This window comes from Kitasatospora sp. NPDC049258, from assembly GCF_040678895.1.
Lineage (GTDB): Bacteria > Actinomycetota > Actinomycetes > Streptomycetales > Streptomycetaceae > Kitasatospora.
This window is the reverse complement of the sequence record NZ_JBFAQT010000013.1, coordinates 123512-147697: the sequence shown is the minus strand read 5'-3', so window position 1 is coordinate 147697 and position 24186 is coordinate 123512. Positions and strand designations below refer to the sequence as shown.

Annotated in this window: 23 protein-coding genes; 8 read left to right on the top strand and 15 right to left on the bottom strand. The window is 75.8% G+C overall.

The window, feature by feature from the left end; genetic code table 11:
* Positions 1 to 15: 15 nt before the first annotated feature.
* Genes AB0K43_RS14155 through AB0K43_RS14140 form a run of 4 tightly spaced genes read right to left on the bottom strand, consistent with a single transcriptional unit; the run spans position 16 to position 3924 of the window.
* A complete protein-coding gene (locus AB0K43_RS14155) occupies positions 16 to 2376 on the bottom strand; it encodes an FtsX-like permease family protein (RefSeq protein WP_363639308.1) in 2361 nt (786 codons plus the stop codon).
* A complete protein-coding gene (locus AB0K43_RS14150) occupies positions 2373 to 2627 on the bottom strand; it encodes a hypothetical protein (protein WP_363639307.1) in 255 nt (84 codons plus the stop codon). The genes AB0K43_RS14155 and AB0K43_RS14150 overlap by 4 nt, the downstream gene beginning before the upstream one ends.
* Complete coding sequence (locus AB0K43_RS14145; RefSeq protein ID WP_363639305.1) at positions 2624 to 3400, bottom strand: ABC transporter ATP-binding protein; 777 nt, start codon at positions 3398 to 3400, stop codon at positions 2624 to 2626. Before AB0K43_RS14145 ends, AB0K43_RS14150 begins: the two co-directional genes overlap by 4 nt.
* Entirely contained in the window at positions 3397 to 3924 is a 528-nt protein-coding gene (locus AB0K43_RS14140) for a PadR family transcriptional regulator (protein WP_363639303.1), read from the bottom strand. Before AB0K43_RS14140 ends, AB0K43_RS14145 begins: the two co-directional genes overlap by 4 nt.
* A gap of 139 nt (positions 3925 to 4063) precedes the next feature.
* Here AB0K43_RS14140 and rpmG point away from each other — a divergent pair, with 139 nt between their 5' ends.
* The 3 genes from rpmG (at position 4064) to AB0K43_RS14125 (ending at position 5223) form a co-directional block, all read left to right on the top strand.
* Positions 4064 to 4228 (top strand): 50S ribosomal protein L33, encoded by a 165-nt coding sequence (gene rpmG, locus AB0K43_RS14135; protein WP_363639301.1) that lies wholly within the window; start codon positions 4064 to 4066, stop codon positions 4226 to 4228.
* 38 nt (positions 4229 to 4266) lie between these two features.
* The gene (locus tag AB0K43_RS14130) at positions 4267 to 4512 is read left to right on the top strand and encodes a type B 50S ribosomal protein L31 (RefSeq protein WP_363639299.1); all 246 of its coding nucleotides are present in this window, start codon (positions 4267 to 4269) and stop codon (positions 4510 to 4512) included.
* 81 nt (positions 4513 to 4593) lie between these two features.
* Positions 4594 to 5223: a DUF899 family protein gene (locus AB0K43_RS14125; protein ID WP_363639297.1), complete on the top strand. Its 630-nt coding sequence runs from the start codon at positions 4594 to 4596 to the stop codon at positions 5221 to 5223.
* Between the two features lie 17 nt (positions 5224 to 5240).
* Here AB0K43_RS14125 and AB0K43_RS14120 read toward each other — a convergent pair whose 3' ends face one another.
* From AB0K43_RS14120 to AB0K43_RS14095, 6 genes are all read right to left on the bottom strand, one after another.
* Complete coding sequence (locus AB0K43_RS14120) at positions 5241 to 6071, bottom strand: ABC transporter permease (RefSeq protein WP_363639295.1); 831 nt, start codon at positions 6069 to 6071, stop codon at positions 5241 to 5243.
* Positions 6068 to 6826: an ABC transporter ATP-binding protein gene (locus AB0K43_RS14115; RefSeq protein WP_363639293.1), complete on the bottom strand. Its 759-nt coding sequence runs from the start codon at positions 6824 to 6826 to the stop codon at positions 6068 to 6070. Before AB0K43_RS14115 ends, AB0K43_RS14120 begins: the two co-directional genes overlap by 4 nt.
* Complete coding sequence (locus tag AB0K43_RS14110; protein ID WP_363639291.1) at positions 6823 to 7617, bottom strand: PIG-L family deacetylase; 795 nt, start codon at positions 7615 to 7617, stop codon at positions 6823 to 6825. Before AB0K43_RS14110 ends, AB0K43_RS14115 begins: the two co-directional genes overlap by 4 nt.
* Positions 7614 to 8273 carry a papain-like cysteine peptidase gene (locus AB0K43_RS14105; RefSeq protein ID WP_363639289.1) on the bottom strand — a complete coding sequence of 220 codons (660 nt, stop codon included), beginning with the start codon at positions 8271 to 8273 and terminating at the stop codon, positions 7614 to 7616. Before AB0K43_RS14105 ends, AB0K43_RS14110 begins: the two co-directional genes overlap by 4 nt.
* Positions 8274 to 8276: 3 nt before the next feature.
* A complete protein-coding gene (locus AB0K43_RS14100; protein ID WP_363639287.1) occupies positions 8277 to 9761 on the bottom strand; it encodes a glycoside hydrolase family 3 N-terminal domain-containing protein in 1485 nt (494 codons plus the stop codon).
* Between the two features lie 163 nt (positions 9762 to 9924).
* Entirely contained in the window at positions 9925 to 11082 is a 1158-nt protein-coding gene (locus tag AB0K43_RS14095; protein ID WP_363639285.1) for a hypothetical protein, read from the bottom strand.
* Between the two features lie 270 nt (positions 11083 to 11352).
* On the opposite strand from AB0K43_RS14095, the gene AB0K43_RS14090 reads away from it, so the two are divergent.
* Positions 11353 to 12399: a phosphatidylinositol-specific phospholipase C domain-containing protein gene (locus tag AB0K43_RS14090; RefSeq protein ID WP_363639283.1), complete on the top strand. Its 1047-nt coding sequence runs from the start codon at positions 11353 to 11355 to the stop codon at positions 12397 to 12399.
* Positions 12400 to 12402: 3 nt separating this feature from the next.
* Here the strand turns inward: AB0K43_RS14090 and AB0K43_RS14085 are convergent, their stop codons facing one another.
* A complete protein-coding gene (locus AB0K43_RS14085; protein WP_363639281.1) occupies positions 12403 to 13647 on the bottom strand; it encodes a serine hydrolase domain-containing protein in 1245 nt (414 codons plus the stop codon).
* Between the two features lie 305 nt (positions 13648 to 13952).
* Here AB0K43_RS14085 and AB0K43_RS14080 point away from each other — a divergent pair, with 305 nt between their 5' ends.
* The 3 genes from AB0K43_RS14080 (at position 13953) to AB0K43_RS14070 (ending at position 17994) form a co-directional block, all read left to right on the top strand.
* Positions 13953 to 14717, top strand: coding sequence for an ABC transporter ATP-binding protein (locus AB0K43_RS14080; protein ID WP_363639279.1), 765 nt, complete (start codon positions 13953 to 13955; stop codon positions 14715 to 14717).
* A complete protein-coding gene (locus AB0K43_RS14075; RefSeq protein WP_363639277.1) occupies positions 14714 to 16537 on the top strand; it encodes a hypothetical protein in 1824 nt (607 codons plus the stop codon). The genes AB0K43_RS14080 and AB0K43_RS14075 overlap by 4 nt, the downstream gene beginning before the upstream one ends.
* 212 nt (positions 16538 to 16749) lie before the next feature.
* Positions 16750 to 17994 (top strand): alpha/beta fold hydrolase, encoded by a 1245-nt coding sequence (locus AB0K43_RS14070; RefSeq protein WP_363639275.1) that lies wholly within the window; start codon positions 16750 to 16752, stop codon positions 17992 to 17994.
* 10 nt (positions 17995 to 18004) lie between these two features.
* Here AB0K43_RS14070 and AB0K43_RS14065 read toward each other — a convergent pair whose 3' ends face one another.
* The gene (locus AB0K43_RS14065) at positions 18005 to 19663 is read right to left on the bottom strand and encodes a peptide-N4-asparagine amidase (protein WP_363639273.1); all 1659 of its coding nucleotides are present in this window, start codon (positions 19661 to 19663) and stop codon (positions 18005 to 18007) included.
* Positions 19664 to 19830: 167 nt separating this feature from the next.
* Here AB0K43_RS14065 and AB0K43_RS14060 point away from each other — a divergent pair, with 167 nt between their 5' ends.
* On the top strand, positions 19831 to 21765 hold the full coding sequence (locus tag AB0K43_RS14060) for a Xaa-Pro dipeptidyl-peptidase (protein ID WP_363639271.1): 1935 nt from the start codon (positions 19831 to 19833) through the stop codon (positions 21763 to 21765).
* Positions 21766 to 21820: 55 nt separating this feature from the next.
* Here the strand turns inward: AB0K43_RS14060 and AB0K43_RS14055 are convergent, their stop codons facing one another.
* The 3 genes from AB0K43_RS14055 to AB0K43_RS14045 all read right to left on the bottom strand — a co-directional run bounded on the left by AB0K43_RS14055 (position 21821) and on the right by AB0K43_RS14045 (position 24135).
* Positions 21821 to 22627 (bottom strand): DNA-formamidopyrimidine glycosylase family protein, encoded by an 807-nt coding sequence (locus tag AB0K43_RS14055; RefSeq protein ID WP_363639269.1) that lies wholly within the window; start codon positions 22625 to 22627, stop codon positions 21821 to 21823.
* Between the two features lie 77 nt (positions 22628 to 22704).
* Positions 22705 to 23136, bottom strand: coding sequence for a DUF3052 domain-containing protein (locus tag AB0K43_RS14050; protein ID WP_363639267.1), 432 nt, complete (start codon positions 23134 to 23136; stop codon positions 22705 to 22707).
* Between the two features lie 222 nt (positions 23137 to 23358).
* Positions 23359 to 24135, bottom strand: coding sequence for an AAA family ATPase (locus AB0K43_RS14045; protein WP_363639265.1), 777 nt, complete (start codon positions 24133 to 24135; stop codon positions 23359 to 23361).
* Positions 24136 to 24186: the final 51 nt, after the last annotated feature.

Sequence of the window (24186 nt, the reverse complement as noted above, 5' to 3'; positions counted from 1 at the left end):
CCGACGGGGCCGCCGCTACTCGTAGCGCAGGGCGGCGGGCCGGGTGCCGCGCCGCAGCGCGGGCAGCGTCAGCACGGTGACCCCGAGGACGGCGGCCGCCGCCGTACCCGCCAGGGTGATTACGCCCGTCCGGTCGATCGCGGCGGGCAGGCCGGCCAGCGCGAGCAGGGTGCGCCCGAGGCCGGTGCCGACCGCGACCGCCAGCAGCAGGCCGACCGCCGTCGGCAGCGCGCTCTGCCACAGCAGGGACCACGCCAGGGTGCGCCGGGGCGTGCCGAAGGCGGCCAGGCAGGCCAGCGTCCGGCGGCGCTCGCGGAGCTGCTCCAGCAGGCCGACCAGCATGCTCAGCGAGATCAGCAGCACGGTGGCGGTCGCCGCGGCGGTCAGCGCCCGGCGGATCCCGTCGAAGCCGCGGTCGGCCTCGTCCACGGTCTCGTCCGGGAACGCCACCCGGGCCGCCGGGTCGACCGCGGCGAGGGCGTTGCGCACCCGCTCCCGGGCGTCCGGCACGCCGCCGTCCAGGGTCAGCTCGACCTGGGCGGGCCGGCCGGCGCGCACCCCGTCGGGCAGCGCAGCCGCGGTGGCCAGCACGATGCCGTCGAGGAGGCGGCCGCCCGGGCCGGGGCGGGCCTCGACCGCCGGCAGGGCGGCGGGAAGGTGCCAGCGCACCCCCTGGTGGTCGTCCATCGCCGTGACCTCGGCGCCCGGCACCGGCCGGTGGGCCGCACCGCCGGCCGGAAGGCCGCCGGTCACCACGAAGGCGTCGCCGTCGGCGCAGGACGGCAGCACCGCGAAAGCCTTGAGGGCGGCGCAGTCGCCCACCCGCACGAGGTCCGTCCCGCCGACCTCGACCGCGGTCTCCCGCAGCCACAACTCGGTGTAGCCCACGCTCTCGGCCGTGCCGGGCACCGCGCGCAGCCGCGCGGCCAGTTCGGCGGCCCGCTCGCCACCGCCCTCCAGGGTCACCGTGCCGCCGGGGGCCACCGCCCGGGCCGCCGGGCCGCGCGGATCGCGCTCCCGGTGGCCGGCCGCGATGCCGCCGAACAGGCTCTGCAGGGCGATCGCGCCGGCCACGGCGACCAGCACGCCGGCCGTGGTCCGGGAGGCGGCCCCGCCGCTGAGCCGCAGCCGGCCGACGGCCAGCTGCCAGGACGGCGGGCCGGTCGGCAGGTGCCGGACGGTGAGGTCCAGGAGGGCGGGCAGCACCACGGCGATGCCCACCAGCAGTAGGACCATGCCGAGCACCACGGCGGCCAGCAGCTCGGGAGCCGCCATCAGGTCGGTACGGCCCTGGGCCTGGCCGATCAGCAGGGCCCCGGCGGCCGGCAGCGCCAGCCGCCACCAGAGCCTGCGCCGGGTGGCCGCGGAGCCGCGCGCCACGCCGAGCGGCTCCGCGGCCACCCCGCGCATCACGAGCAGCGTGGCGGCCACCGCCAGCAGCGGCACCACCGCCATCACCGAGACGGCCAGCAGCGGATCGGGGTCGATGTCGGCGGCGAAGACGCTCAGCCCCTGGAGGGTCACGTACTCGGCCAGCCGCCGGGCGGCCAGGAAGAGCAGCCAGCCCGCCGCCAGGCCGGCGACGGCGCCCGCCAGGGACTCCCCCGCGGCGATCCGGGCGGTCATCGCCCGGTCGGCGCCGACCAGTCGCAGCGCGGCCAGCCGCCGGTCGCGGGCCTCGCCGCCGAACCGGGTGGCGGCGCCGGCGAACACCGCCACCGGGGTGAGCAGCACCACGATGCCGACCACGGTGAGCAGCACCAGTTCGGGCTCCAGCGCGCGGGGCGGGTACCGGTCGCCGAAGGAGTCGATCCGCAGCGCGCCGTGGGCCGCGTCGAGGCGGTCGCTGCCCAGGACGAAGCTGAGGTCACCCGGGCCGACCAGGCCGCCGCTGCCGATCTCGCCGCTCACCGGGTGGTCCAGCCGCTCCTTCAGCAGCCGGCCCTCGGCGGAGCCGAGCAGGTCGGCGAGGGCGGGCGAGACCACCATCTCGCCGGGCTTCGGGTAGCCGCTCAGGCCCGGCGGCAGCGGGGCCAGCGGGCCTTCGGGCTGCACGATCCGGCCGCGCACCTCGGCCCCCCGGAAGCGGGTACCGGCGTCCATCAGCAGCAGGGTCCGGTCGGAGGCGGCCAGGTCGGGGTCGGCGTGCATGGTGTCGACCAGGGCATGGATCCGGTCGTCGCGGTGGTGCTTCATCCCGGGGAACGAGGAGGCGAGGAGCAGCATCGCGACACCGAGGCCGACGCCGGCCGCGGTCAGCACGGTACGGGCCCGGCTGTCCCGGCCGCCGGTGAAGGCGAACCGGATGCCGAGGGCGAGGTGGCCGAGCCGGCGCAGCCGGACGGTCGGCGCGGGCGGGCGGGCGGTCTGGTTCACGGGGCCGTCTCCGGGTCGCGGGCGTCGCCGTGGACCAGCACGGCGGAGAGGTCGGGGGCGGTCACGGCGCTCCAGCCCAGCCGGAGCAGCCGCCGGCTGTCGCCGAGCGGGCCGGGCGCCGGCCGGTCCCGTCCCTCCCCAGAGGCGTCGCCCGCGGAGTGGGCGAGCGCGAGCAGCAGGGCGGCGGCGGCCAGGCCGACCGCGATCCCGCTCGGGACGCGGCGCTCCGGCCGGGGCGAAGGCGGCTTCACCGGCCCGCCCCCGGCGCACCGGTCCGGCCGTCGCGGACCACGACCTCGCGGTCGGTGTAGGCGGCGACCCGGGCCTCGTGGGTGACCAGCACCACCGCGGCACCGGTCTCCTCGACCGCGGCGCGCAGGAGTTGGAGCACCCGCTCGCCGTTGAGCGAGTCGAGCGCTCCGGTCGGCTCGTCGGCGAAGACCACCCGGGGCCCGGTGACCAGGGCTCGCGCCACCGCGACCCGCTGGCCCTGGCCACCGGAGATCTCGCCGGGCCGCTGCCCGGCGGCGTCCTCGACCTCCAGCCGCTCCAGCCACTCACGGGCCCGGGCCTCGGCGGCGCGCCGGCGCAGGCCGTTCAGGCGCAGCGGCAGTGCGACGTTGTCCAGGCAGGACAGCTCGGGCACCAGTTGGCCGAACTGGAAGAGGAAGCCGAAGTCGGTGCGGCGCAGCGCGCTGAGGCTGCGGTCGGAGAGGTCGGACAGCTCCTGGCCGCGGTAGGTCACGGTGCCGGTGTCCGGCCGGATGATGCCGGCCAGGCAGTGCAGCAGGGTGGACTTGCCGGAGCCGGAGGGGCCCATCACGGCGACCAGCTCACCCGGCATCACCCACAGGTCGGCGCCGGCCAGTGCGGTGGTCGGCCCGTACCGCTTGCCCAGTCCGGCGGCGCTCAGCAGGGCGCCGGGGCGGGCCGCCGCCCGCTCGGCGGCGGGGTCGGAGCCGATGGCCTCGACCGGCTCGACGCCCTCGTCGGCCTCGACGGCCTCGACGGGAGAGATCCTCATGCCGGCCGCACCTCCCGGCCGAGCTCGTCCAGGCGGGCGGCCGTCAGCTCCAGCCAGCGCAGGTCCGCCTCCAGGTGGAACAGCGCGTGGTCGCAGATCAGCTGGTCGGCGAGGTCGCCGGCGGCCTTGCGGCGGGTCAGCTCGCGCATCTGCCGCAGGTGCTCGGCCCGCTGCACGTCCAGCACCTCGTACGGCCGGCGCCCGGTCAGCAGGGCGAGCACGACCTTGGTGTAGAGGGTGTTCTGCAGGTAGGGCTCGGGGCTCTCCGGGCGGGCCAGCCAGCCGGCCACGTCGGTCACGCCCGCCTCCGTGATGGCGTACCGCTTGCGCTCGGGCCCGTCGCCGGGCTCGACGCCCTCGACCTCGACCAGTCCGCTCTTCAGCAGTCGGGAGAGGGTGGAGTAGACCTGGCCGTAGGCGAGCGAGCGGGTGCGGCCGAACTGCTCGTCGTAGGCGCGCTTCAGGTCGTAGCCGTGGCGCGGGTGGGACTCCAGGAGCCCGAGGATGGTGTGTCCGAGTGACATGGCAGGGACTATACCCCGCAGGTATACACCGAGTGCATAGTGCCCCTTCCACGCGCTTCGCCCGCCGGGAATGATTCGGCGGCACGCCCGGTTGCGACCCCATGACAATGACTTCCATTGCCAGGAGAAGGAGGCGATCATGGCCCGCAGCGACCTGCGCCCGATCGTGACCCTGCGATCGACGGCCGGCACCGGCTACACGTACGTGACCCGCAAGAGCCGTCGCAACGACCCGGACCGGCTGGAGATCCGCAAGTTCGACCCGGTCGCCGGCGAGCACGTGCTGTTCCGCGAACAGCGCTGAACCACCGCCCGCAGCAGCAGCAGCAGAGGAGAGACGACATGCAGCACGGCATCCACCCCGCGTACCGTCCGGTGGTCTTCCGGGACCGCGCCGGGGAGTACGCCTTCCTCACCCGCTCGACGCTCGCCGGCAACGGCACGGTGGAGTGGACGGACGGGCGCCGCTACCCCGTGGTCGACGTCGAGACCTCCTCGGCGAGCCACCCGGTCTGGACCGGCAGGACCCGGATCCTGGACACCGCCGGCCGGGTCGAGCAGTACCGCCGCCGCTACGGGCAGGGCTGACCACCACCGGGCCGCGCCGCGGGCCCCGCGCCCCGGCGCGGCCCGGTCGTCCATACCCACCCGATCGGCGACAATCCGGACATGGAGACACCCGAGATCGTGTCGGCCGCCGACTGGCAGCTCGCCCGCGAGGAGCTTCTGACGGCCGAGAAGGAAGCCACCCGCACCCTGGACGCGCTCGCGGCGCGCCGGCGCCGGCTACCGATGGTCAGGTTCGACCAGGAGTACCTGTTCGACACCCCCGCCGGCCCCCGGAGCCTGCTCGAACTCTTCGAGGGCCGCGACCAGTTGGTGGTTTACCAGTTCATGGACCTGGGCCCGGACCGGCTCTGCCCCGGCTGCACCTGGTTCACCGACAACGTGCCCGCGGCCGGCCCGGCCCGGCTCGCCGACCGCGGGGTCACCTGGGTGACGGTGTCGAACATGCCGCTCGCCCGGATCGAGGCGGAGAAGGAACGGCTGGGCTGGACCTTGCCGTTCGTCTCCTCGCACGGCACGTCCTTCTCGGCGGACTGCGGGGCGGGCGGCGGCTTCCTGCTGAGCGTCTTCCTGCGCGACGGCGATCAGGTGTACCGGACCTACAGCACCACCTCGCGCGGGGTCGACCGGCTGGTCTTCGGCAACAGCATCCTGGACCTCACCCCGTACGGCCGGCAGGAGGCCTGGGAGGACTCCCCGCCCGGCTGGCCGCAGCACCCCACCTACGGCTGACCGGGCGACGCCCCCGGTCAGGAGTACCGGGTGACCAGGCCGCGGCGGCGGAACGAGCGGAGCATCCGGCCGAGGGCGAACAGCCCGCCGGCCAGCAGGACGGCGGTGCCGCCGGTGGCCAGGGCCAGCTCCCGCCAGGGCATGCCGTGGCCCGCCGCCAGCGCGCGTCCGACCGCGAAGACGTGCGTGGTGGGCAGCGCGGCGGCGACCGGCCGCAGCGGCGCCGGCAGGGTGGAGACCGGGTAGAAGACGCCGGACAGCGGCATCACCACCGAGAGCGCGCCCCACACCAGGGCCTCCGCGCCACTGCCGTACCGCAGGACCAGGCCGACCACGGTCAGCGCCACCGCCCAGCCGCAGGCGAGCAGCAGGGCGGCCACCGGGATCAGCCCGAGGCCGAGCGAGCTGATGTCGAACGCGTAGGCGGCCAGGGCGAGTCCGGCGACGGCGGTGGTGCTGACCGCGGTGCGCAGCAGCGCGAACAGGCCGACCCCGGCGAGGTACTCCCACCCCCTGAGCGGGGTGGTGAGCAGGCCCAGCACATTGCGCGACCAGGTCTCCTCCAGGAAGCCGGTGGCCAGCGAGATCTGGGTCTGGTGCACCAGGTGCCAGAGCACCGTGCCGCTCAGCAGGAAGACCGCCAGGCCGGCGCCGGCCGACCCGGCGGCGTCCGCCGCGAACAGGCCGATCGAGCCGTAGAGCAGGGTGTCCACGGCAGGCCAGACCAGCACGTCGAAGAAGCGGTGCGGGCTGCGCCGGAGCACCAGCCAGTGCCGGCGGGTGACCGCGCGGACCCGGTGCGCGCAGGCCGCGGCGGGGGCGCGGCGGGCCGCCAGGTCGAGGGTCATGCGGCGGCCCCCCTGGCCCGGTCGCGTTCCGCGGCGAGGTGCAGGAAGACACCCTCCAGGTCCGCGCGCCCGTAGCGGCGGGCGATCTCCTCGGGCGTCCCGTCCGCGGCCACCCGGCCCGCCGCGAGGAACACCACCCGCCCGCAGAGGCGTTCCACCTCGACCATGTCGTGGCTGGTGACCAGCAGTGCGGTGCCGTGCCCGGTGGAGAGGTCGAGCAGCGCGGTGCGCACCCGCAGGGCGATGTCCGGGTCGAGCGAGGCGGTCGGCTCGTCCAGCACCAGCAGTCGGGGGGCGTGCAGGGCGGCCTTGGCGATCCCGACCAGGGTCCGCTGGCCGCTGGAGAGTTCGGTGCCGATCGCGGACGCGAGGTGGGCCAGGCCGAAGCGCTCCAGGGCCGCGTCGACAGCGGGGCCCGGGTGCCGCAGGCCGTACAGGTCGGCGTACAGCCGCAGGTACTCGCGCACCCGGAGGCGGTCGGGCAGCGGGAGGTAGCCCGCCACGAAGCCGACCGCGTCCATGGCGGCCGGGCGGGCGGCGGGCAGGCGGTGACCGAGGATCTCCACGGTGCCGCCGTCGGGCTCCACGGCGCCGAGGCACATCAGCAGGGTGGTGGTCTTGCCGGCGCCGTTCGGGCCGAGCAGGCCGACCCGCTCGCCCGCGTGCACGGTCAGGTCGACGCCGTCGACGGCGCGGCCGCGGCGGTACTCCTTCACCAGGCCGCGGGCGGTCAGGATCCGCTCGGGGCCGGTCATCCGCGGGCCTCCAGGGACCAGACCAGCTCCGCGCGCAGCGGGCCGGTGCGGGCCAGCAGGCTGCCGTGGTCCGCGGCCAGCGGGGCGAGCTGGGAGGCGTGGCAGAGCACGGCCGCGCGCTTGGCGGCCCACTGCCGGTCGTCCAGCCGCAGGTGGTGGCGGACGGTGCTGCGGTGGGTGCGCAGCAGGTCCTGGTAGGCCAGGCCGCACATCGGGCTGCGGGCGAGTGCCCGGTCGGCCCGGTCGGTGGCCCACTCGGGGAGGTGACCGGTGTACGGGAGGTCCGCGTAGACCAGCGGCGGGGCGGCGCCGAGGCCGGCCAGCACGGCCAGCGCGCGGTCCCGGACGCGCTGGTGGTCGGGCTGGTTCGAGCCGACCGGGACGAGCACGGTGGTGTCCGCCGGGAGGGCGGCCAGCAGGTCGTCGATCCCGGTCGGCTCGCCGCCGTCGCCGTACGGGCCGTCGGGGTGGTCGAGCACCACCTGCTGGGCGCCGAGCAGCGCGCAGGCGCGGGCGTCCTCGGCGAGCCGGGCGGCGTACGCCTCGCGGGCGGTGGAGAAGCCGCAGGTGGCGTCCCACCAGGAGACCGGGTGGTGGGTGGCGGGGGCGCCGCCGAAGACGGTGACCACGGCCACCGGGCCGGGGAGTTCGGGGATCAGTCCGGCCAGCGAGAGGGCGGCGTCGTCGAAGTGCGGGGAGAGGATGACGGTGCGCCAAGCCGGTTCGGGGGGCGTCGAGCGGGGTGCCGCCGGGTGCTGGGGCGTCGGGTGCTGGGGCGTCGGGTGGTTCATCGGTGCCGGTCTCCGAGGGGTGGCTGGTGCCGGGGCCAGAGCTGGGCCGGGTCGAGGCGGTGCAGGGCGGCGAAGGCGGCGTCCCACTGGTCGTCGTCGCCCTCCCAGCGGCCGGGGGCGGCGGCGACGGTGCCCCAGGCGATCCCGGGGGGCAGCCGGTCGGCGTCCTCGGGTGCGGTCCGGCGCAGCCAGAGCAGGGCGAAGCGGTGGCCGGGGTGCTCGGCGGCGAGGGTCGCCCGCAGCCGGCGCAGATCGGCGGCGGCGAGCTCGTCGAAGGCGTCGTGGTGCACGTAGAGGACCCGGTCCGCGGAACTCGAGAGTGCCCGCCAACGCTCGGCCAGCGCCTGGTACTTGGCCCGGACGACCGGGAGTTCGCGGTCGATGTCGGCCTGGGTGAGCGGGCCGGGGGCGGCCGGGTGGAAGTCATGGAAGAAGCGGATGTCGCTGCCCCGGTCGAGTGCGCACCGGCCGTCGTCGAACGGTTCCACCAGGCCGGGGCGCAGTACGGTGCGGAAGTCGGTGGCCACGGCCTCCAGGACGGATTCGAAGTCGAGGTCGAGCCAGTCGAAGAAGTGGGCCCGGTCGCTGCCGGTGATCCGGCGCAGCTGGTAGGTGGACTCGCAGTGGTAGCCGAGGCCGACGCAGTGCTGGTACACGGCTCACACCCGGTCGGCGGGCGCCGGCCCCGGCCGGCTGCTGCCGCCGGCGAGGTACTCGGCCGCGGCGGTCGCGTTCGCCAGGCCGGCGCCCCTGGCCAGCAGGGTCGGGGCGGCGGTCGCGTCCGGGGCGAGGCCGAACTCGACGGCGATCAGGTCGGGGCGGCGGGTGCGCAGGGCACGCAGGGTGTCGCGCTGCCAGGGGTCGCGGTGGGCGTCCCGGACGGCGACGGCGAGGAGGCCGTCGGCGGGCAGCGGTATCCGGTCCGGATCGGTGCCGGGCTCGACCTCGGTGCTGCCGGCGAGCGCGCCGAGCGCGGCCAGCGGGGCGGCGAGCCCCCAGGGCGCCTCGCCGACCGCGAGGTTGGCGGTGGCGCCGAGCCGGACGGCGTGCACCTTCCGCGGCCCGGCCGCCGGCGCCGTCCCGTGCGCGGTGAGGGCGCGGCGGGCGGCGGCCAGGCCGACGGCGCGGTCCGGGGCGGGTGCGGTGGCGCGCGGGTGGGCCCAGGCCCGCAGGTCGGCGACCCGGGCGGCGGCCTCGGTGAGCCGCTGTTCGGTCAGCCGGCCGTCCCGGAGGGCGAGTTCGACCGCTTCGTGGATCTCCGGCAGGAGCTTCTCGCCGTCCGGGGAGCCGAGCAGGACCAGGTCCGATCCGGCCGCCAGGGCGGCGACGGCCGCACCGCCGAAGCCCCGGCCCTCGACGATCGGGGCCATGTCCAGCGCGTCGGTGACGATCGTGCCCCGGAAGCCGAGCCGGTCGCGGAGCAGGCCGCTGAGGATGGCCCCGCTGAGGGTGGCGGGCAGCGGGTCGATCCGGGGCAGCCGGATGTGGCCGGTCATCACCGCGCGGGCGCCGGCCGCGATGCCCGCGGCGAAGGGCGGCAGGTCCAGGGCGTCCAGCTGGTCGAGGTCGCGGTCCACGTCGGGCAGCGCGGTGTGCGAGTCGGTCCGGGTGTCGCCGTGGCCGGGGAAGTGCTTGAGGGTGGCGGCCACCCCGTGCTGCTGGAGCCCGGTGACAAAGGCCGCGGTGTGCCGGGCGACCAGATCGGGGTCGGCGCCGAACGAGCGGACCCCGATGATCGGGTTGTCCGGGCGGGAGTTGACGTCCGCGCACGGGGCGAGGCAGAGGTTGACCCCGGCGGCGGCGAGGTCGGCGGCGATGGCTCCGGCGACCCGGGTGGTCAGCTCCGGGTCGTCGACCGCGCCGAGGGCGTGGTTGCCCGGGTAGGCGCTGCCGGTGAGGTAGTCGAGCCGGGTGACGTCGCCGCCCTCCTCGTCGAGCGCGATCAGCAGGTCGGGCCGGACCGCCCGCAGGCGGTCGGTGATGTCCTCGCGGAGCGTGCCCCGCGGATCCAGCAGGTTGCTGCCGAACAGGGCGACGCCGGCCAGGCCGTCGTCGGCGGCGCGCAGGATCCAGTCGGCCGGGGTCCGGCCCGCGTAGGCGGGCAGCAGGCAGGAGTTGACGAGAGCGGCGGTGGTGCGAGGCATGTCGGGTGGTGCCTTCCGTGCGCGGTCGGGGTCGCCGGGGAAGCCGGGGGTGCGGGCGGGGGCCGGGGGTGCGGGCGGGGGCCGGGGGTGCGGGCGGGGGCCGGGAGTGCGGGCGGGGGCCGGGAGTGCGGGCGGGGGCCGGGAGTGCTGGGTCTCCGGCCGGTCAGCTGCCGGTGCGGCGCAGCAGCACGCCGAGGCTGCCGCGCTTGCTCAGGTACGCCCGGCCGCCGCAGACGGTCTCCAGCCGGGGGCCGACCAGTTCGGTCTCCTCGGCGGCGTGCCAGGTCTTCGAGGCGGCCAGCCAGGGGTGCAGCCCGGAGCGCAGCGCCTCCGGCTCGAGGGCGACGAAGACCAGGTCGGTGCGCAACCGGTCGATCAATGCCGGGTCCTGGCCGTAGTAGAGCATCTCGATCAGCAGGTAGGCCGGGGCGGCGGGCCCGTCCGCCTTGGCCAGGGCGGCGAGTTCGGCGTCGCCGACCACCACCTCGGGCCGGGCGGCCAGGGCGCTCGCCAGCCGGTCGCGGAACAGCGGGTTGGGCTCGGTGGCCAGTACCCGGTGGCCGGCGAAGGCCAGTCGGCGGGTGAGCGCGCCTTCGCAGGCGCCGACCTCCACCAGGGCTCGGGCGCCGGGCGGGCAGTGCCGGGTGACCCAGGCGGCGGTGGCGTCCAGCCGCTCGGCCTCGTACGGGGAGGTGGCGAACTCCCACGGGTCGGCCACCGAGGCGGCCTCCTCGTCCAGGCTGGCGAGCAGCGCGAACAGGCGCTCGCGCTCCGGCCCGGTGGCCTCGAAGAAGCGCTCGGCGGCGGGCACCCGGGCGGTGTAGAGCATGTGCTGGGGGTGGTCGGAGGCCAGCAGGTGGGCACACCGGCGGTTGACGAACTCCAGCTTGGCCGAGGTGAGTTCGCGACTCAGCGGACGGTCGAGGTCGCTGACGAACTGGAGGAAGGGCGAGTAGCCGACGGCGTGCCGGACAGGCAGCGCACCGGCGGCGCGGGCGGCCGCCCGGCCGAGCGCGCCGCGGCTGCGGCGGTTGTCGGCCGGCGAGTGCGTCCAGAGCCGGGCGGGGCCGCCGGCGGCGGCCCGGGCGATCGTCCCGGCGAGGGCGTCGGCGTCCGGCGGGTCGGCCCGGCGGCAGGCCGGGCCGACCAGCGGGGCGATCGCGGCGAGCCGCTCGACGGTGCCCGCGCCGGCGGGGAGGGCGAGCAGCACATCGGAGTCCGCGATGAGCACCCGCACCTCGGCCCCGCCGGGATCGGCGAGCACGGAGAGGAAGTCGAGGACCGCGTCCTCGGCCCGGAGCACCACCACGATGTCGATCACAGACGGGTCCCGTCGGATTGGCCGGCAGCAGGATCGGACCCGAGCGCGTCCGATCGACGCGGCGTCCGAGCAGGAAGACTAACCCTCCGTCAGCTTCGTGGTCCAGACCAATCGTTGATCCGGTTTCCGCTCGGCCCCCGCTCCCGCGAAGCCCGCGCGCCGGACGCTCACTCCACCGAGGCCCACTCTTCCTTGTCATGTCACCTTCCGTGCGCTCGAATGGTCGACGCTCTCCCTCAGCGTCCCCACCTTTCCTGCGCAGGAGGAACCTTGACCGTCCGTCGCATCCTCGCCGCCGGCCTGCTCGCCCTCGCCGCGGCCGCCGTGATACCCGTCCAGCAGGCGGCCGCCGCCGGCCCCGGCGAGCTCCCGTTCGGCTCCGCCACCACCGTCGGGCTGCACAACACCTACGACCCGGCGGCCTTCCCGTACCTGGCCCAGGGGCTGGACACCGGCACCGGCCTGATCGAGCTGGACGCCTGGACGGACACCATCACCAAGGAGTGGAAGGTCAGCCACTCCAACCCGCTCGGAAACGCCAACAACTGCGTCAACGCCACCACCGCCGCGCAGCTGTACAGCGGTGGCGCCAACAAGAACCTGGAGGCCTGCTTCGACGACATCCGGGTCTGGCTCGCCGCCCACCCCACCGCCGGGCCGCTGGTGGTCAAGCTGGAGCTCAAGGGCGGCTTCGCGGCCAACCGGGGCATGGGCCCCAAGGAGCTCGACGCGCTGATCGCCGCGCACCTGGGCAGCGCCGCGTTCCGCCCCGCCGACCTGCTCGCGAAGGCCGGCGGCGGCGCGTACCCGAGCCTGGACGACGCCGCCCGGGGCGGCAACTGGCCGAGCCGCGCCGCCCTCGCCGGCCGGGCGATGGTCGAGGTGATCCCCGGCACCGTCGAGGAGAGCAACCCCTTCGACACCCTGCACACCGACGTCGAGTACGGCCGCTACCTGCGCGACCTGGCGGCGGCCGGCAAGCTGGGCCAGGCGCAGATCTTCCCCGCCGTGCACGGCGCCGCCGCGGCCGACCCGCGCAGCCGGTACGAGGCGGCGATCCGGCCCTGGTTCGTGCTCTTCGACGGTGACGCGGCCGCCTTCCTGAACGGCATCGACACCTCCTGGTACGACAGCCGCCACTACCTGCTGGTGATGACGGACGCGCAGAACGTCGCACCCGCGATCAGCGGCACCGACCCGACCGCCGACCAGGCCCGGGCCCGCGCGGTGCAGCTGGCCGCGGCCCACGCCTCGGTGGTCTCCAGCGACTGGCGGCACCTGCCCGAGGTGCAGTCGCTGGTCCTGCCGCGGGGCTGACCGTCAGGCCCCGGGCCGCCGGTCCGACCCGCAGGCGGCCTCGGCCACGAAGGCGTCCTGGGCCCGCACCGCCGCGTCCGGGTCGGGGAGGTCGAAGGGGGTCATCGACAGGGCGAACTGCCGGCGGCCGTCCTCCCCGCCCAGCAGCAGCGTGGCGTACCCGGGGATGCCACCACCGTGGCCCCAGAGGTCACCGCAGGGCGAGGAGGTCCGCATCAGGCCCAGACCGTAGCCGTCGCCCCCGCCGGACGGCACGGTGGTCTTCATCTCCGCCAGCTCGGCGGGCCGCAGCAACCGCCCGCCGAGCAGCGCGGCGTGGAACCGGGTGAGGTCCGCGGTGCTGGAGATGCCCGCCCCCGCGGCCCCGGCCATCGACGGGTTGAGCTCGGTGATGTCCGCCCGGCCCGCCGGCAGCTTCAGGTAGCCGCGCGCGTGCGGGCCGGTGATCAGCGGCGAGGTGCCCGGCATCGAGGTGGCGCGCAGGTCGAGCGGCCGGGCGACCCGGCGCTCGACCTCCTCGTTCCAGGAGTGCCCGGTGACCTTCTCGATCAGCATGCCGAGCACGATGTAGTTGGTGTTGGAGTAGTGCCAGCCCTGCCCGGGGGCGAAGTACGGGTCGTGCGCCGCGGCGAGGGCGACCAGCTGCTGCGGGCGGTAGCTGGTCCACCGGCCGACGGCGAGCCAGTGCGGGCTGGTCTCGGGCTCCGCGAAGGCCGCGTCGTCGGTGTAGTTGAACAGCCCGCTGGTGTGGTTGAGCAGCTGGCGGACGGTGATCGCGCCGCCGCCCGGGAGCAGGCCGGGCAGGTGGCGCTCGACCGGGTCGTCCAGCCCCAGCTTCCGTTCGGCCTTGAGCTGGAGGACCACGGTGGCGACGAAGGTCTTGGTGATGCTGCCGATCCGGAACCGGCCGTCCACCGGCGCCGGCGCACCGGTGTCCAGGCTCCGCACGCCGGCCGCGCCACGCCAGGGTGTCCGGCCCCCGTCGCGGACCTCCGCGATCGCCGCGGTGGTCATGTTCCCCGCCACCAGGCCGCCGAGCGCCCGCTGCAGCGCGGCCGCGTCCCGGTGGCCGCCGGCGGGCTCCACCGGCCCCGGCGCGGCGGCGAAGGCGGCGGGGGCCGCAGCCAGCAGTGTGAGGCCGGCCAAGGCCCCGGCGGCGAGCCGGACGGCGGTCCTGCGCCGCCTCCCTGCCCCGTACCGCCGGTCGATCCCGCGCCGCCGGTCGGTCCGGTGCTGCTGGTTGGCCATCACGGCCCCCTCCCCGGGCCGGACGCTCCGGCCCCGGATCCGAGCCTCGCACCCGCGGGCCGCCCCGGTCCTCCCCCGCCAGGACGGCACCCGCTCCACCCGAGGGAGGACAAGTACCGGAGTTTCACTCAGGGTTGACCATCCATCAGGAGGATGACCAGGTCTGCCACCGGGCGGCGCCCGCACCCGCCCGGGCCCTGCCCGGACCCCGCTCGTGCCCCGCCCGGACCCCGGCCTCCCCGGCCGAACGCCCCCGCCCCGGCTGGGTAGGGTGGGCGGACACCCGCAGCGAGAGGCACCCGCCCATGGCCAAGACGTCCGCCGAGGCCCGCAAGGCCCTGCTCCAGCTCACCGGAGTGAGCCGCACCTACGGCGAGCGGCAGGTGCTGCACCCGGTCAGCCTGCGACTCGCCGCCGGCGAGTGCCTGGCGCTGCTCGGCCACAACGGCTCCGGCAAGTCCACCCTGCTGCGGATCGCGGCCGGGCGGGAGCTGCCCACCGCGGGCACCGTCCGCTTCGACGGACTCCCGATGGACGAGAACGACCCGCGCATCCGGGCCAGGGTCGCCGTGGTCGGCGACACCGTCGCCTGCTACCCCGACCTGTCGGTCCGCGAGCACCTGCTGCTGGTCGCCGTCGCCCACGGGGTCGCGGACGCGCCCGACTGGATCGAGCACGTCCTGGCCGAGCGCAACCTCGCCGACCGGGCCGACGCCCTGCCGTCTGCCCTGTCCTCCGGGCAGTTGCAGGCGCTGCTGCTGGCCTGTGCCATGGTCCGCCCCCGCGACCTGCTGCTGCTCGACGAGCCGGAGCAGCGCCTCGACCCGGACGCCCGCCGGCGGCTCGCGGAGCTGCTCCGGGCGGAGCTCGCGGACGGCGTGGCGGTGCTGCTGGTGACCCACCACACCGATCTCGCCCTGGAGGTGGCCGACCGGGTGATGGTGCTGGAGGACGGCCGGGTACTGGCCGAAGGCCCGCCGCGCCGCGTCCTGTCCGACGGGATCACCGGCGGGGACGTCAGCAGGGTCGGCGGCGGCGCCGTCACGGGCGGCAAGGGCGGCGCCCGGTGAGCGACTCCACAGCCCCGCCCACGGCCGCCGCACTGCCCGGGGCCGCCGCCCCGCACGACGACGACCCGCACGACGACGCCCGGCACGACGACGACCCACGCGACACCGACCCGCACGACGCGGCCCCGCAGGACGCCGCCCCCGAGGACCTCCCGCCGGACTGGAGCGCGGAGGACGACTGGACCGACGAGGCACTCACCCTGCTGCGCACCCTGCGCGCGCCGCACCGCCGCAACCGGGCCGGGCAGATCGCCTTCGCGGTCTACTGCACCGTGCTCGTCCTGGTGGCCTGGGGCGTCACCCCCAGCTTCGGGCTGCTGCTGCAGTCCTCGATGGGCGCCGACTACACCGGTCACGGCCCCGCCCTGCTCGCGGCCCTGCCCAGCGCGGTGGCCGCGGCCTCGCTGGCCGCCCTGCTGCTCGCCGCCCGCGACGGCCTGTGGCGCGGCCCGGTGGTGCCGCCGCGGGCGACCGCCGACTGGCTGCTCCCGCACCCCGTCCGGCCGCACCGGGTGCTGCGCCCGTGGTTCTGGCTGTCCTGCGCCCTGGCCGCCGCACCGGGGGTCCTCGCGGCGGCCGGCGCGATGGTCGCCCTGGCCCTGACCACCCGGGCGCCGCTGCCCGCCGCCTTCGGCTGGTGCCTGCTCGGCGGGGTCTGCGTGCCGCTGCTGGCCACCTGCACCGGCCTGGCCGTGGAGCGGAGCGACCGGATCGCCGCCCTGGTCCACCGGCTCACCCCCTGGGTGACCGTGGTGATCCTGCTGCTCGTGACCCAGAGCGTGTTCGCCGCCCGGGGGCACCGGGTGGGCTGGCTGGAGCGGGCCGAGCTGTGGTCCGGGCCCTGGGGCTGGGCCGGCCTCGCCGCCCTCGCCCCGACGCCCGCCGCGCGGCCCGGCGCCTGGGCCGCGGCCGCGCTGCTGCTCCTGCTCACCGCGGGCTGCGTGGTGCTGGCCGACCGGGTCTGCGGCGACATCCCGCCCGCCAGGCTGCGCGAGCGCGCCCGGACCGCCGCCGGGGTGCTGGCCGCCCTGCGCACGGTGGAGCTGCGGGCCGCCCGGCTTACCGTCAGCAGCACCACCAAGGGCCGGGGCCCGCGCCGGGTGCGGCTGCCGGCGCCGCGCGCCCGCTGGCTCGCGGTGCCCTGGCGGGACACGCTCACGCTGCTGCGCTCCCCCGCCCGGCTGGGCCGCTCGCTGCTGCTCGCGGTGCCCTCGGCCCTGTGCGCCTACCTGGTCCACTCGGCCTCCGGCCTGGCCGCCTGGGCCGGTACGGCACTCGCCCTGGTCCTCGGCTACCTCGCGACGGCGCAGCTGCTGGAGCCGGCCCGGATCGAGACCGACGACGCCCGCCGCGCCTCCTGGTCGCCGTACCCGTTCGCCGGGCTGATGCTGCGGCACGCCGTGGTGCCGACCGTGCTCGGGGTCGGCGCGGGGGTGGCGGCGGCCACCGCGGCGGTCGTCGCGGGCGCCGGCGGCCGGGCCTGGCTGGCGCCCGCCGCCGTCCCGGCGATGGTCGCCGCCGGCCTGGTGAACGCCTGCCGCGGCTTCGTCCGGCAGGACCTGATGTTCGGCTCCTCCCGGGCCCCGGGCTCGGGAGGCGGGCCGCTGATGTTCGCCGCCTGGTACGCGGCCGGGCCGGCGGTGGCCGTGGTGGTGCTCACCGTCCCCTTCACCGAGGCGCTCACCGGTGGCTCGGCCGCCGCCGTCCTCAAGACGGCGGCACTGAGCCTGGTGACGGCGGCGGTGCTGCTGTGGTGGGCCTACGACCGGGCCGGGAACGTGACCATCCGCAGCCAGGCCGGCCGGGTCGGACCGCGGTGAACCCCGGGGGCGTCGAGAGCACCCCTGACGCCCCCGGGCACCGCTCGACTCCCGCACCGCCGGGTGGCGCCTCGACGTGCCATCGCGTGGGCGTCGTGCGGCTCCGCGGGCGAGTGGACAGCGCTGGACAGTCACCGCCCTTGCCAGGCCTGGAAAGTGGACACCACCCGGGACCAGCCTGAGCGGCGACACCGACGCCAAGGAGAAGTCCGATGGAACGACTGCTGTTTCCCGGTGACGCCCAGTTCTGGTACGAGGCCCTGCGCTCGTTCGGTCATATCGCCTACGGCGGCGCCGACTTCGGCGAGGTGGTCGCCACCGGCCGGCGCATCAGGGAGGGCGACTACGGCAGTTGGTACGAGGAGTGGCTGGCCACCGCCGACCGGGTGACCCGCGAGGCCGTGCGGGCGCTGGACGGCGGGCACCCGGTGAGTGCCCGGGACGGCTTCCTGCGGGCCTCGAACTACTACCGGTCGGCCGAGTTCTTCCTGCACGGCCACCCCTGCGACCCCCGGCACCAGCACGCCTACCAGCGCTCGGTGGACTGCTTCCGGTCGGCGGCGGCCCTCTTCGGCCCCCGGATCGAGCCGGTCCGGATCCCGTACGAGGGCACCACCCTGCCCGGCTACCTCTACCGGGCCGACACCTCGGGAGCACCCCGCCCCACCCTGGTCATGCACAACGGCTTCGACGGCACCGCCGAGGAGATGCACTTCTTCGGAGCGATGGCCGGCGTCGAGCGCGGCTACACCGTGCTCTCCTTCGACGGCCCCGGCCAGCCGGGGCCGCTGCACCGCGAGGGCCTGGTCTTCCGCCCCGACTGGGAGAACGTGGTGGGGCCGGTGCTGGACTTCGCCATGGCGCTGCCCGAGGTCGACAGCGACCGGGTCGCCCTGCTCGGCAACAGCATGGGCGGGCTCCTCGCCCCCAGGGCGGCGGCCTTCGACCACCGCCTGGCGGCGGTGATCGCCCTCGACGGCGTCTACGACCTGGGCCCCGCGGTCACCGACCTGCTGCCCGGCGAGCGCGGCGAGATCGAGCGCCGGCTGCGCGCCGACTCCGACCCGGAGCTCGACGCCCTGCTCGACCGGATGATGGCCGGGAATCCGGTGCTGCGCTGGGCGATCAACCACGGCATGTACGTGATGGGGGTGGACACCCCCCGGGCGTTCGGCGCCGCCTACCTCGACTACCACCTGCGCGACGGCATCGCGTCGCAGATCCGCTGCCCGGCCCTGATCTGCGACGCCGCCGAGGACCTGTTCTTCGCCGGCCAGGCCAAGCAGCTCTACGACGACCTCACCTGCCCCAGGACCTTCCTGGAGTTCACGGCGGAGGAGGGCGCCGACGCCCACTGCCAGGCCGGCGCCCAGCGGCTGGCCATGGCCCGGATCTACGACTGGCTGGACGACACGCTCGGAGCCACCCGGGACAGCGCCCGCGCCCTGGCCGCCTGAGCCCGGGCCGTCACGGCACCGGCCAGCCGTCCCGGGTGGTGGCCGTCCGGTGGTAGCCGCCGTCCGGGCCGGTGGAGCGGTAGTCCTCCACCGCGTTCGCCGTCCGGACGGTGGTGTCGCCGTCGTGGCGGTGCGCGCTCGGGCGGTAGCTGTGGTCGACGGTGGTCCGGCCGACCAGCAGCGGCCCGAGCCGCAGGGTGTCCTCCTGGTGGCGCCCGAGCGCCATGGTGGTCCGCTGGTCGGTGTTGCCGGCCGCGTCGCGGCTGTAGCGGTAGTCGACGTCCAGCGGGTCGCTCTCGTGGCTGCTGCGGACCTGCGGCGCACCGCCACCTCGGGTTGCCGTGGAGCGGGTCAGGTCGGTCCGGTTGTGCAGCGCCAACTCGTTCCCGGCTGCGCCGAGTTGCTGGTCCGAGCTGAAGGAGAGGTCGTCCCGGACCTCGGTGCTGACCCGGCCGTGCGAGGTCTGCACCCATCCGCTGGCGCGGTCGTGCCGGGCGGCGGTGACCGTCCAGTGGCCGTTGCCGCCGCCCTGGTCGGTCAGCGCCGTGCTGACGTCCGCCGCCGGGGCGACCCGGTGGTCGGTGAGCGCGCCCTCGGTCCGGGCCCGGCCGTGGTCGACCTCGGCGAACAGGTTGACCTGCCCGGTCCACAGGTCGTTGCTCTGGCTCTCGGCCGCGTTGACCGCGATCCCGAGCGCGTGCGGGCGCCCGTCCAGCAGCAGCCCGACGTACGGGGTCAGGTCGAGCCGGTAGGCCGGCAGGTCGAAGGCGGCGATCCCGGGGATCGGCCGCCACAGCAGCGGGTCCCAGCCGCCGGTGTAGATCACCGGGTACGGCCAGACGGCGCCGGCCACCCGGCCGTCCACCGAGAGCGTCAGCTCGCGGAACGGCCCCTTGCCGCACAGCCCGAGGCCGGGGTTGGCCCGGACGAACTCCTCCGGCGCGGAGGCGTACGCGAACTCCTCGCAGGCGCCGCCGCCCCGGGTGTACACCTCGGCGGTCAGCCGCTCCAGGTTCTGCGGGAAGGTCAGCGCCGTGGTGGCGGACGGTGCGGCGACGGTGAGGCCGAACGGGCCGGTGGTGAGCAGGCGGTCGGCCGTCCGGGCGGCCGGCCACCGGGCGGAGGTGGTGAAGAAGGTCAGGCTCGCCGTGATCCGGAAGACGCCGGTGTAGGTGGCGTCGGTGACGTTGGCGAGGTCGAAGGCGAAGGGCTGCGGCCGGTCGAACAGCGGGGCGTAGCGGGTCAGGTCGCGCTCCAGGCGCCACTCGATGCCCTCGGCGGACGGCTCGGGCGTGGAGGACAGCAGCACCTCGACGCCGCCGATCCGGACGGTGAACAGCCGGTCGAACTGGCGGCCCGCCACCTGCCCGTGCAGGTCGAGCCGCACGGCCGACCACGGGCCGCGGCAGGCCGCCGGCGGGGTCAGGGTGGTGGCGTACGGGGTGTCGGGCGGATTGCCGTAGCCGTTGCTGAACGGCTGGTCGTGCATCAGCTCGACGGTGCAGGAGCGGGTGTCGGGCCTGGCCAGCGGCCTGGCCACGCTGAACGGGTCGTGGTAGTCGGTGCCGAAGTCGGCCCGCGCCGGGCCGGCCGCCAGCAGCGTGGCGGCGAGGGCGAGCAGGGCGGCGAGCAACCGCGCCGCGCGGCGGAGCAGGGGACGGACGGCCATCGCTGGGTGCCTCTCTTCGCTGCCGGGCGGTCGAGGCATCCTCCCGATCCTGGCATGCCTAGGTCAAGAGCCCCCGGAACCCAAGCCGTCCCGGCCTGTAAAATCTTTGTTTGCACATCGTCAAATCCCTTCTGGTGAGCGGCACTTCGGACCTACCGTCGTGCACTGTGATAACCAGCCGAACCAGATCGTTCGCCCTCGTCACGACGCTGCTCGCCGCCCTCGCCACCGTCCTGCTCGGCCCGGCGGCCGCGCAGGCGAGCACCGGCGGCACCGTCCGCGACGGCGCCAGCCAACCGGTCTACTCCTACGCCGCCGCCGTCCGCGAGACGGTCTGGGTCGACACCGGCCTCGACGGCGACGGCGACGGCCGCACCGACCGGGTCGCCGCCGACATCGTCCGCCCCCGCGAGCCGGCCACGGCCGGCCTGCGGGTCCCCGTGATCATGGACGCCAGCCCGTACTACTCCTGCTGCGGGCGCGGCAACGAGAGCCAGCTGAAGACCTACGACGCGCAGGGCGGGCCGGTGCAGTTCCCGCTCTTCTACGACAACTACTTCGTGCCGCGCGGGTACGCCGTCGTCCTGGTCGACCTGGCCGGCACCAACCGCTCCGACGGCTGCGTGGACGTCGGGGGCCCGTCCGACGTGACCTCCGCCAAGGCGGTGGTGGACTGGCTGAACGGCCGCGCCCCCGGCTACCGCACCCGCACCGGCACCGGCGCCGTCGGCGCGGACTGGGCCACCGGTGCGGTGGGCATGATCGGCAAGTCCTGGGACGGCACCATCGCCAACGGCGTGGCCGCCACCGGCGTGCCGGGCCTGAAGACCGTCGTGCCGATCTCCGCGATCAGCTCCTGGTACGACTACTACCGCTCGGACGGTGCCCCGCTCTACAGCGGCACCCCCGCCGACCTGTCGAGCTACGTGGAGAGCTCGGCCACCCTCGCGCACTGCGCCGGGGTGCAGCGGCAGCTGGCCGCCGGGGCGCCCGCCAACGGCAACTGGACCGCACTGTGGCAGGCCCGCGACTACGTCGCCGCGGCGGCCCGGGTACGCGCCAGCGTCTTCGTGGTGCACGGCATGCAGGACCTCAACGTCCGCGGCATCAACTTCTCCCAGTGGTGGTCGGCGCTGGCGCAGACCGGCGTGGAGCGCAAGATCTGGCTCTCCCAGACCGGCCACGTCGACCCCTTCGACTTCCGCCGCTCCGCCTGGGTCGACACCCTGCACAGCTGGTTCGACCACTACCTGCTGGGCATCGACAACGGGATCCAGCGCGGCCCGGCCGCCGATGTGGAGCGGTCCCCCGACCAGTGGACCCAGGACCAGACCTGGCCCGCCCCGGGCACGGTGACCAGCACCCTGGGCCTGCGCCCCGGCGCCCTCACCACCGCGGCCGGCAGCGGCACCGCGCGGTTCACCGACGACCCGGCCCGGGACGAGAACGCCTGGGCCACCGACGCCGACCGCAGTACCCCGGACAAGACCGTCTTCACCACCGGGGTGCTCACCCGGCCGCTGCGGGTCTCCGGCGGCGGCTCGATCACCCTGACCGCCACCCCCTCCACCAGGAGCGCCCGGCTCAGCGCCGTGCTGGTCGACCTCGGACCGGCGACGATCCGCGACTACCGGGCCGACGGGGAGGGCATCAGCACGCTGGCCACCCGCTCCTGCTGGGGCGACAGCACGCCCGGCGACAGCGCCTGCTTCCTGGACACCGCCGCCGACACCGCGCAGGTCGGCGCCACCGTGTTCGCCCGGGGCTGGGCCGACCTCGGCCACTACGCGGGGCTCGACCGGTCGCTCGCGCTCACCCCCGGCAAGGCGTACCCGATCACCTTCGACCTGGCCGGGACGGACCACGTGGTGCCCGCCGGCCACCGGCTCGCGCTGATCGTGGCCGGGACGGACGCCGGACTGATCGACCCGCCCTCCACCAGGCCGGCCGTCACCCTCGACCTGGCCCGCTCCGCACTCCGGCTGCCGGTGGTGGGCGGCGTGGCCACGCTGCCGCAGGCGGCCCCGACCGCAGGCCCCGCACTCCCCGGCCTGCCCTCCGGCCCGGCCGGCACCGCGGCCCGCCCGGAGACCTTCCGCTGAGCCGCACCCACCGACGCGCCCCCGCCCGACGCCCACCGGCGCCGGGCGGGGGCGCTCAGCGCTGCTGGCAGGCCGGGCACCAGAAGAGGTTCCGGGCGGCGTGCTCCTCGGTACGCACCGGGGTGCCGCAGACCAGGCAGGGCTGGTCGGTGCGGCGGTAGACGTAGACCTCGCCGCCGTGGTCGTCCACCCGCGGCGGGCGGCCCATCGCCTCCGGGGTGTGCTCGGGCCGCACGGTGTCGATCCGGCCGATCCCCGCGCCCTCGTGCATCAGGGCCACCAGGTCGGCCCAGATCGCGTCCCACTCCGCCCTGGTCAGGTCGCGGCCGGCCCGGTGCGGGCTGATCCCGAGGCGGAACAGCACCTCGGCCCGGTAGACGTTGCCGACGCCGGCGAGCACCTTCTGGTCCATCAGCAGCGCCGCGACCGTGGTGGAGCTGCGGGAGATCCGCTGCCAGGCCGGCACCGGGTCGGCGCCGGAGCGCAGCGGGTCGGGGCCGAGCCGGCGGTGCACCGCGGCCTTCTCCGCCGGGGTCAGCAGCTCGCAGGTGTTCGGACCGCGCAGGTCGGCGTAGCCGTCGTCGGAGGCCATCCGCAGCCGGATCAGGCCGACCGGCTCGGGCGCCGGCCCGGCGCCGAAGGTGAAGCCGCCGTAGAGGCCGAGGTGGATGTGCAGCCACGCCTCGCCGAAGCCGAGGAACAGGTGCTTGCCGTGGGCCTCGGCCTCGTCCAGGGTGCGGCCGTCCAGCAGGGCCGCGCCGTCGGCGAACCGGCCCTGCGGGCTGGAGACGCGGACCGCTCGGCCCCCGAAGGTCCGGAGGTTCTCGGTGGCCAGGCGGTGGATGATGTGGCCCTCGGGCACGGGCGTCAGCTCCTCGGCAGTTCCGTTGCGACGCCTCCATCATCCCAGCGGGGTACGACACCCCGGCCCGGCCGGGGCTATCGTCGGGCGGCCTTGGGGGTGACCAGCCGGGCGGCGCTCCAGTTGACCGCGACGCTGGCCGACTTGGTCTGCGACAGCCCCGCCGTCTGCGCCGCCTCGCTGATCTCGCTGGGCTCCACGTGCCCGTCCCGACCGGACTTGGGCGTGAGCAGCCAGATCACCCCGCCGTCCTCCAGCAGGCCGATGGCGTCCACCAGGGCGTCCGTGCAGTCGCCGTCGTCCTCGCGGAACCACAGCAGGACGGCGTCCGCGACGTCGTCGTACTCCTCGTCCACCAGGTCCTGGCCGGTGGCCTCCTCGATCGCCTCCCGGAGTTCGAGGTCGCAGTCCTCGTCGTAGCCGATCTCCAGGACGACCTGACCGGGCTGGAATCCCAGCCTGGCAGCCGGATTCGCGCGCTCCTCGGCCTGGTCGGCGGTCGCCGTCATCGCAGTCTCCTTCTGTGCCCGTCAACGGTTTCCGCCAACCATGGCCGACGGCTGCCCGAATGCTCGGCAAGCACGAGTTACGTCACTCGATCGAGTGAAATGAGCGGCGCGCCATCGCCGCCGGCCACCGGCACCACCAGCACCGACACCCGCCCCGGCACCACCAGCACCGGCCCCAGCCCCAGCACCGGCCCAGGGCCCGGCCCCGGCCCCGGGTCCCGGTCAGCCGATCGGGCGGCCGGCCAGCCGGGAGAGGATCGCGTGGTCCAGCGCGGCGGCGGTGGTGGCCACGTCCAGCTGGGAGTTGTCGATGATCGGCAGCCCGGAGGTGCGCCAGCCGGCCATCCGCCCGTGGATCCGGGCGACCTCCTCGTCGCTGAGCCGCCGGTTGCCGCTGCGCCGGGCGTTGCGGGCGAGCACCGAGTCCAGGCCGGGCAGCAGCACGACCGGGATCATCCCCGGGCCGATGTGCCGCTTCCAGCCGCCCAGGCCGATCGCCGGGCGGTCCGGGAAGACCGCGTCGTCGATGATGCAGGAGATGCCGTTCGCCAGGTAGTTCCGGCAGGCGAAGCCGCAGGTGCGGCGGGCCAGCCGGTACTGCGCCTCGGAGGCGGTGTTCCACCCGGACTGCGGGTTGGCGAAGCCGGCCTGCACCCACTCCCGGACGTCGTCCAGGCTGATGTGCGCGGTCGCGGTCGGCCGGCGCTCCGCCCAGTGCCGGGCGACGGTGGTCTTGCCGGCACCGGCCGGCCCGATCAGCAGCACCGCGAGCGGCCCGGTGGGCAGGTGCTGCGGCGGGTGCGCGGGAAGCTGCACGGGGGCTCCGGTCGGCAGCACGAAGTGCCCGGTCGCCCCGGGCGGCACGGCGGCCGGCGCACCGGGATGCGGCGGCCGGGCCGGGGTGTACGGCGGCTGTTGGCCTGCCTGCTGGGTGGGGTACGGCGGCGCCAGTGGTCGCGGAGGCACCGGCCCTCCCCCTACGTACTGCGTCACGGTCACCTCCCGACGGGGACACTACACGTCGGCCCGGTGGCGGGCACAGTCCGCCAC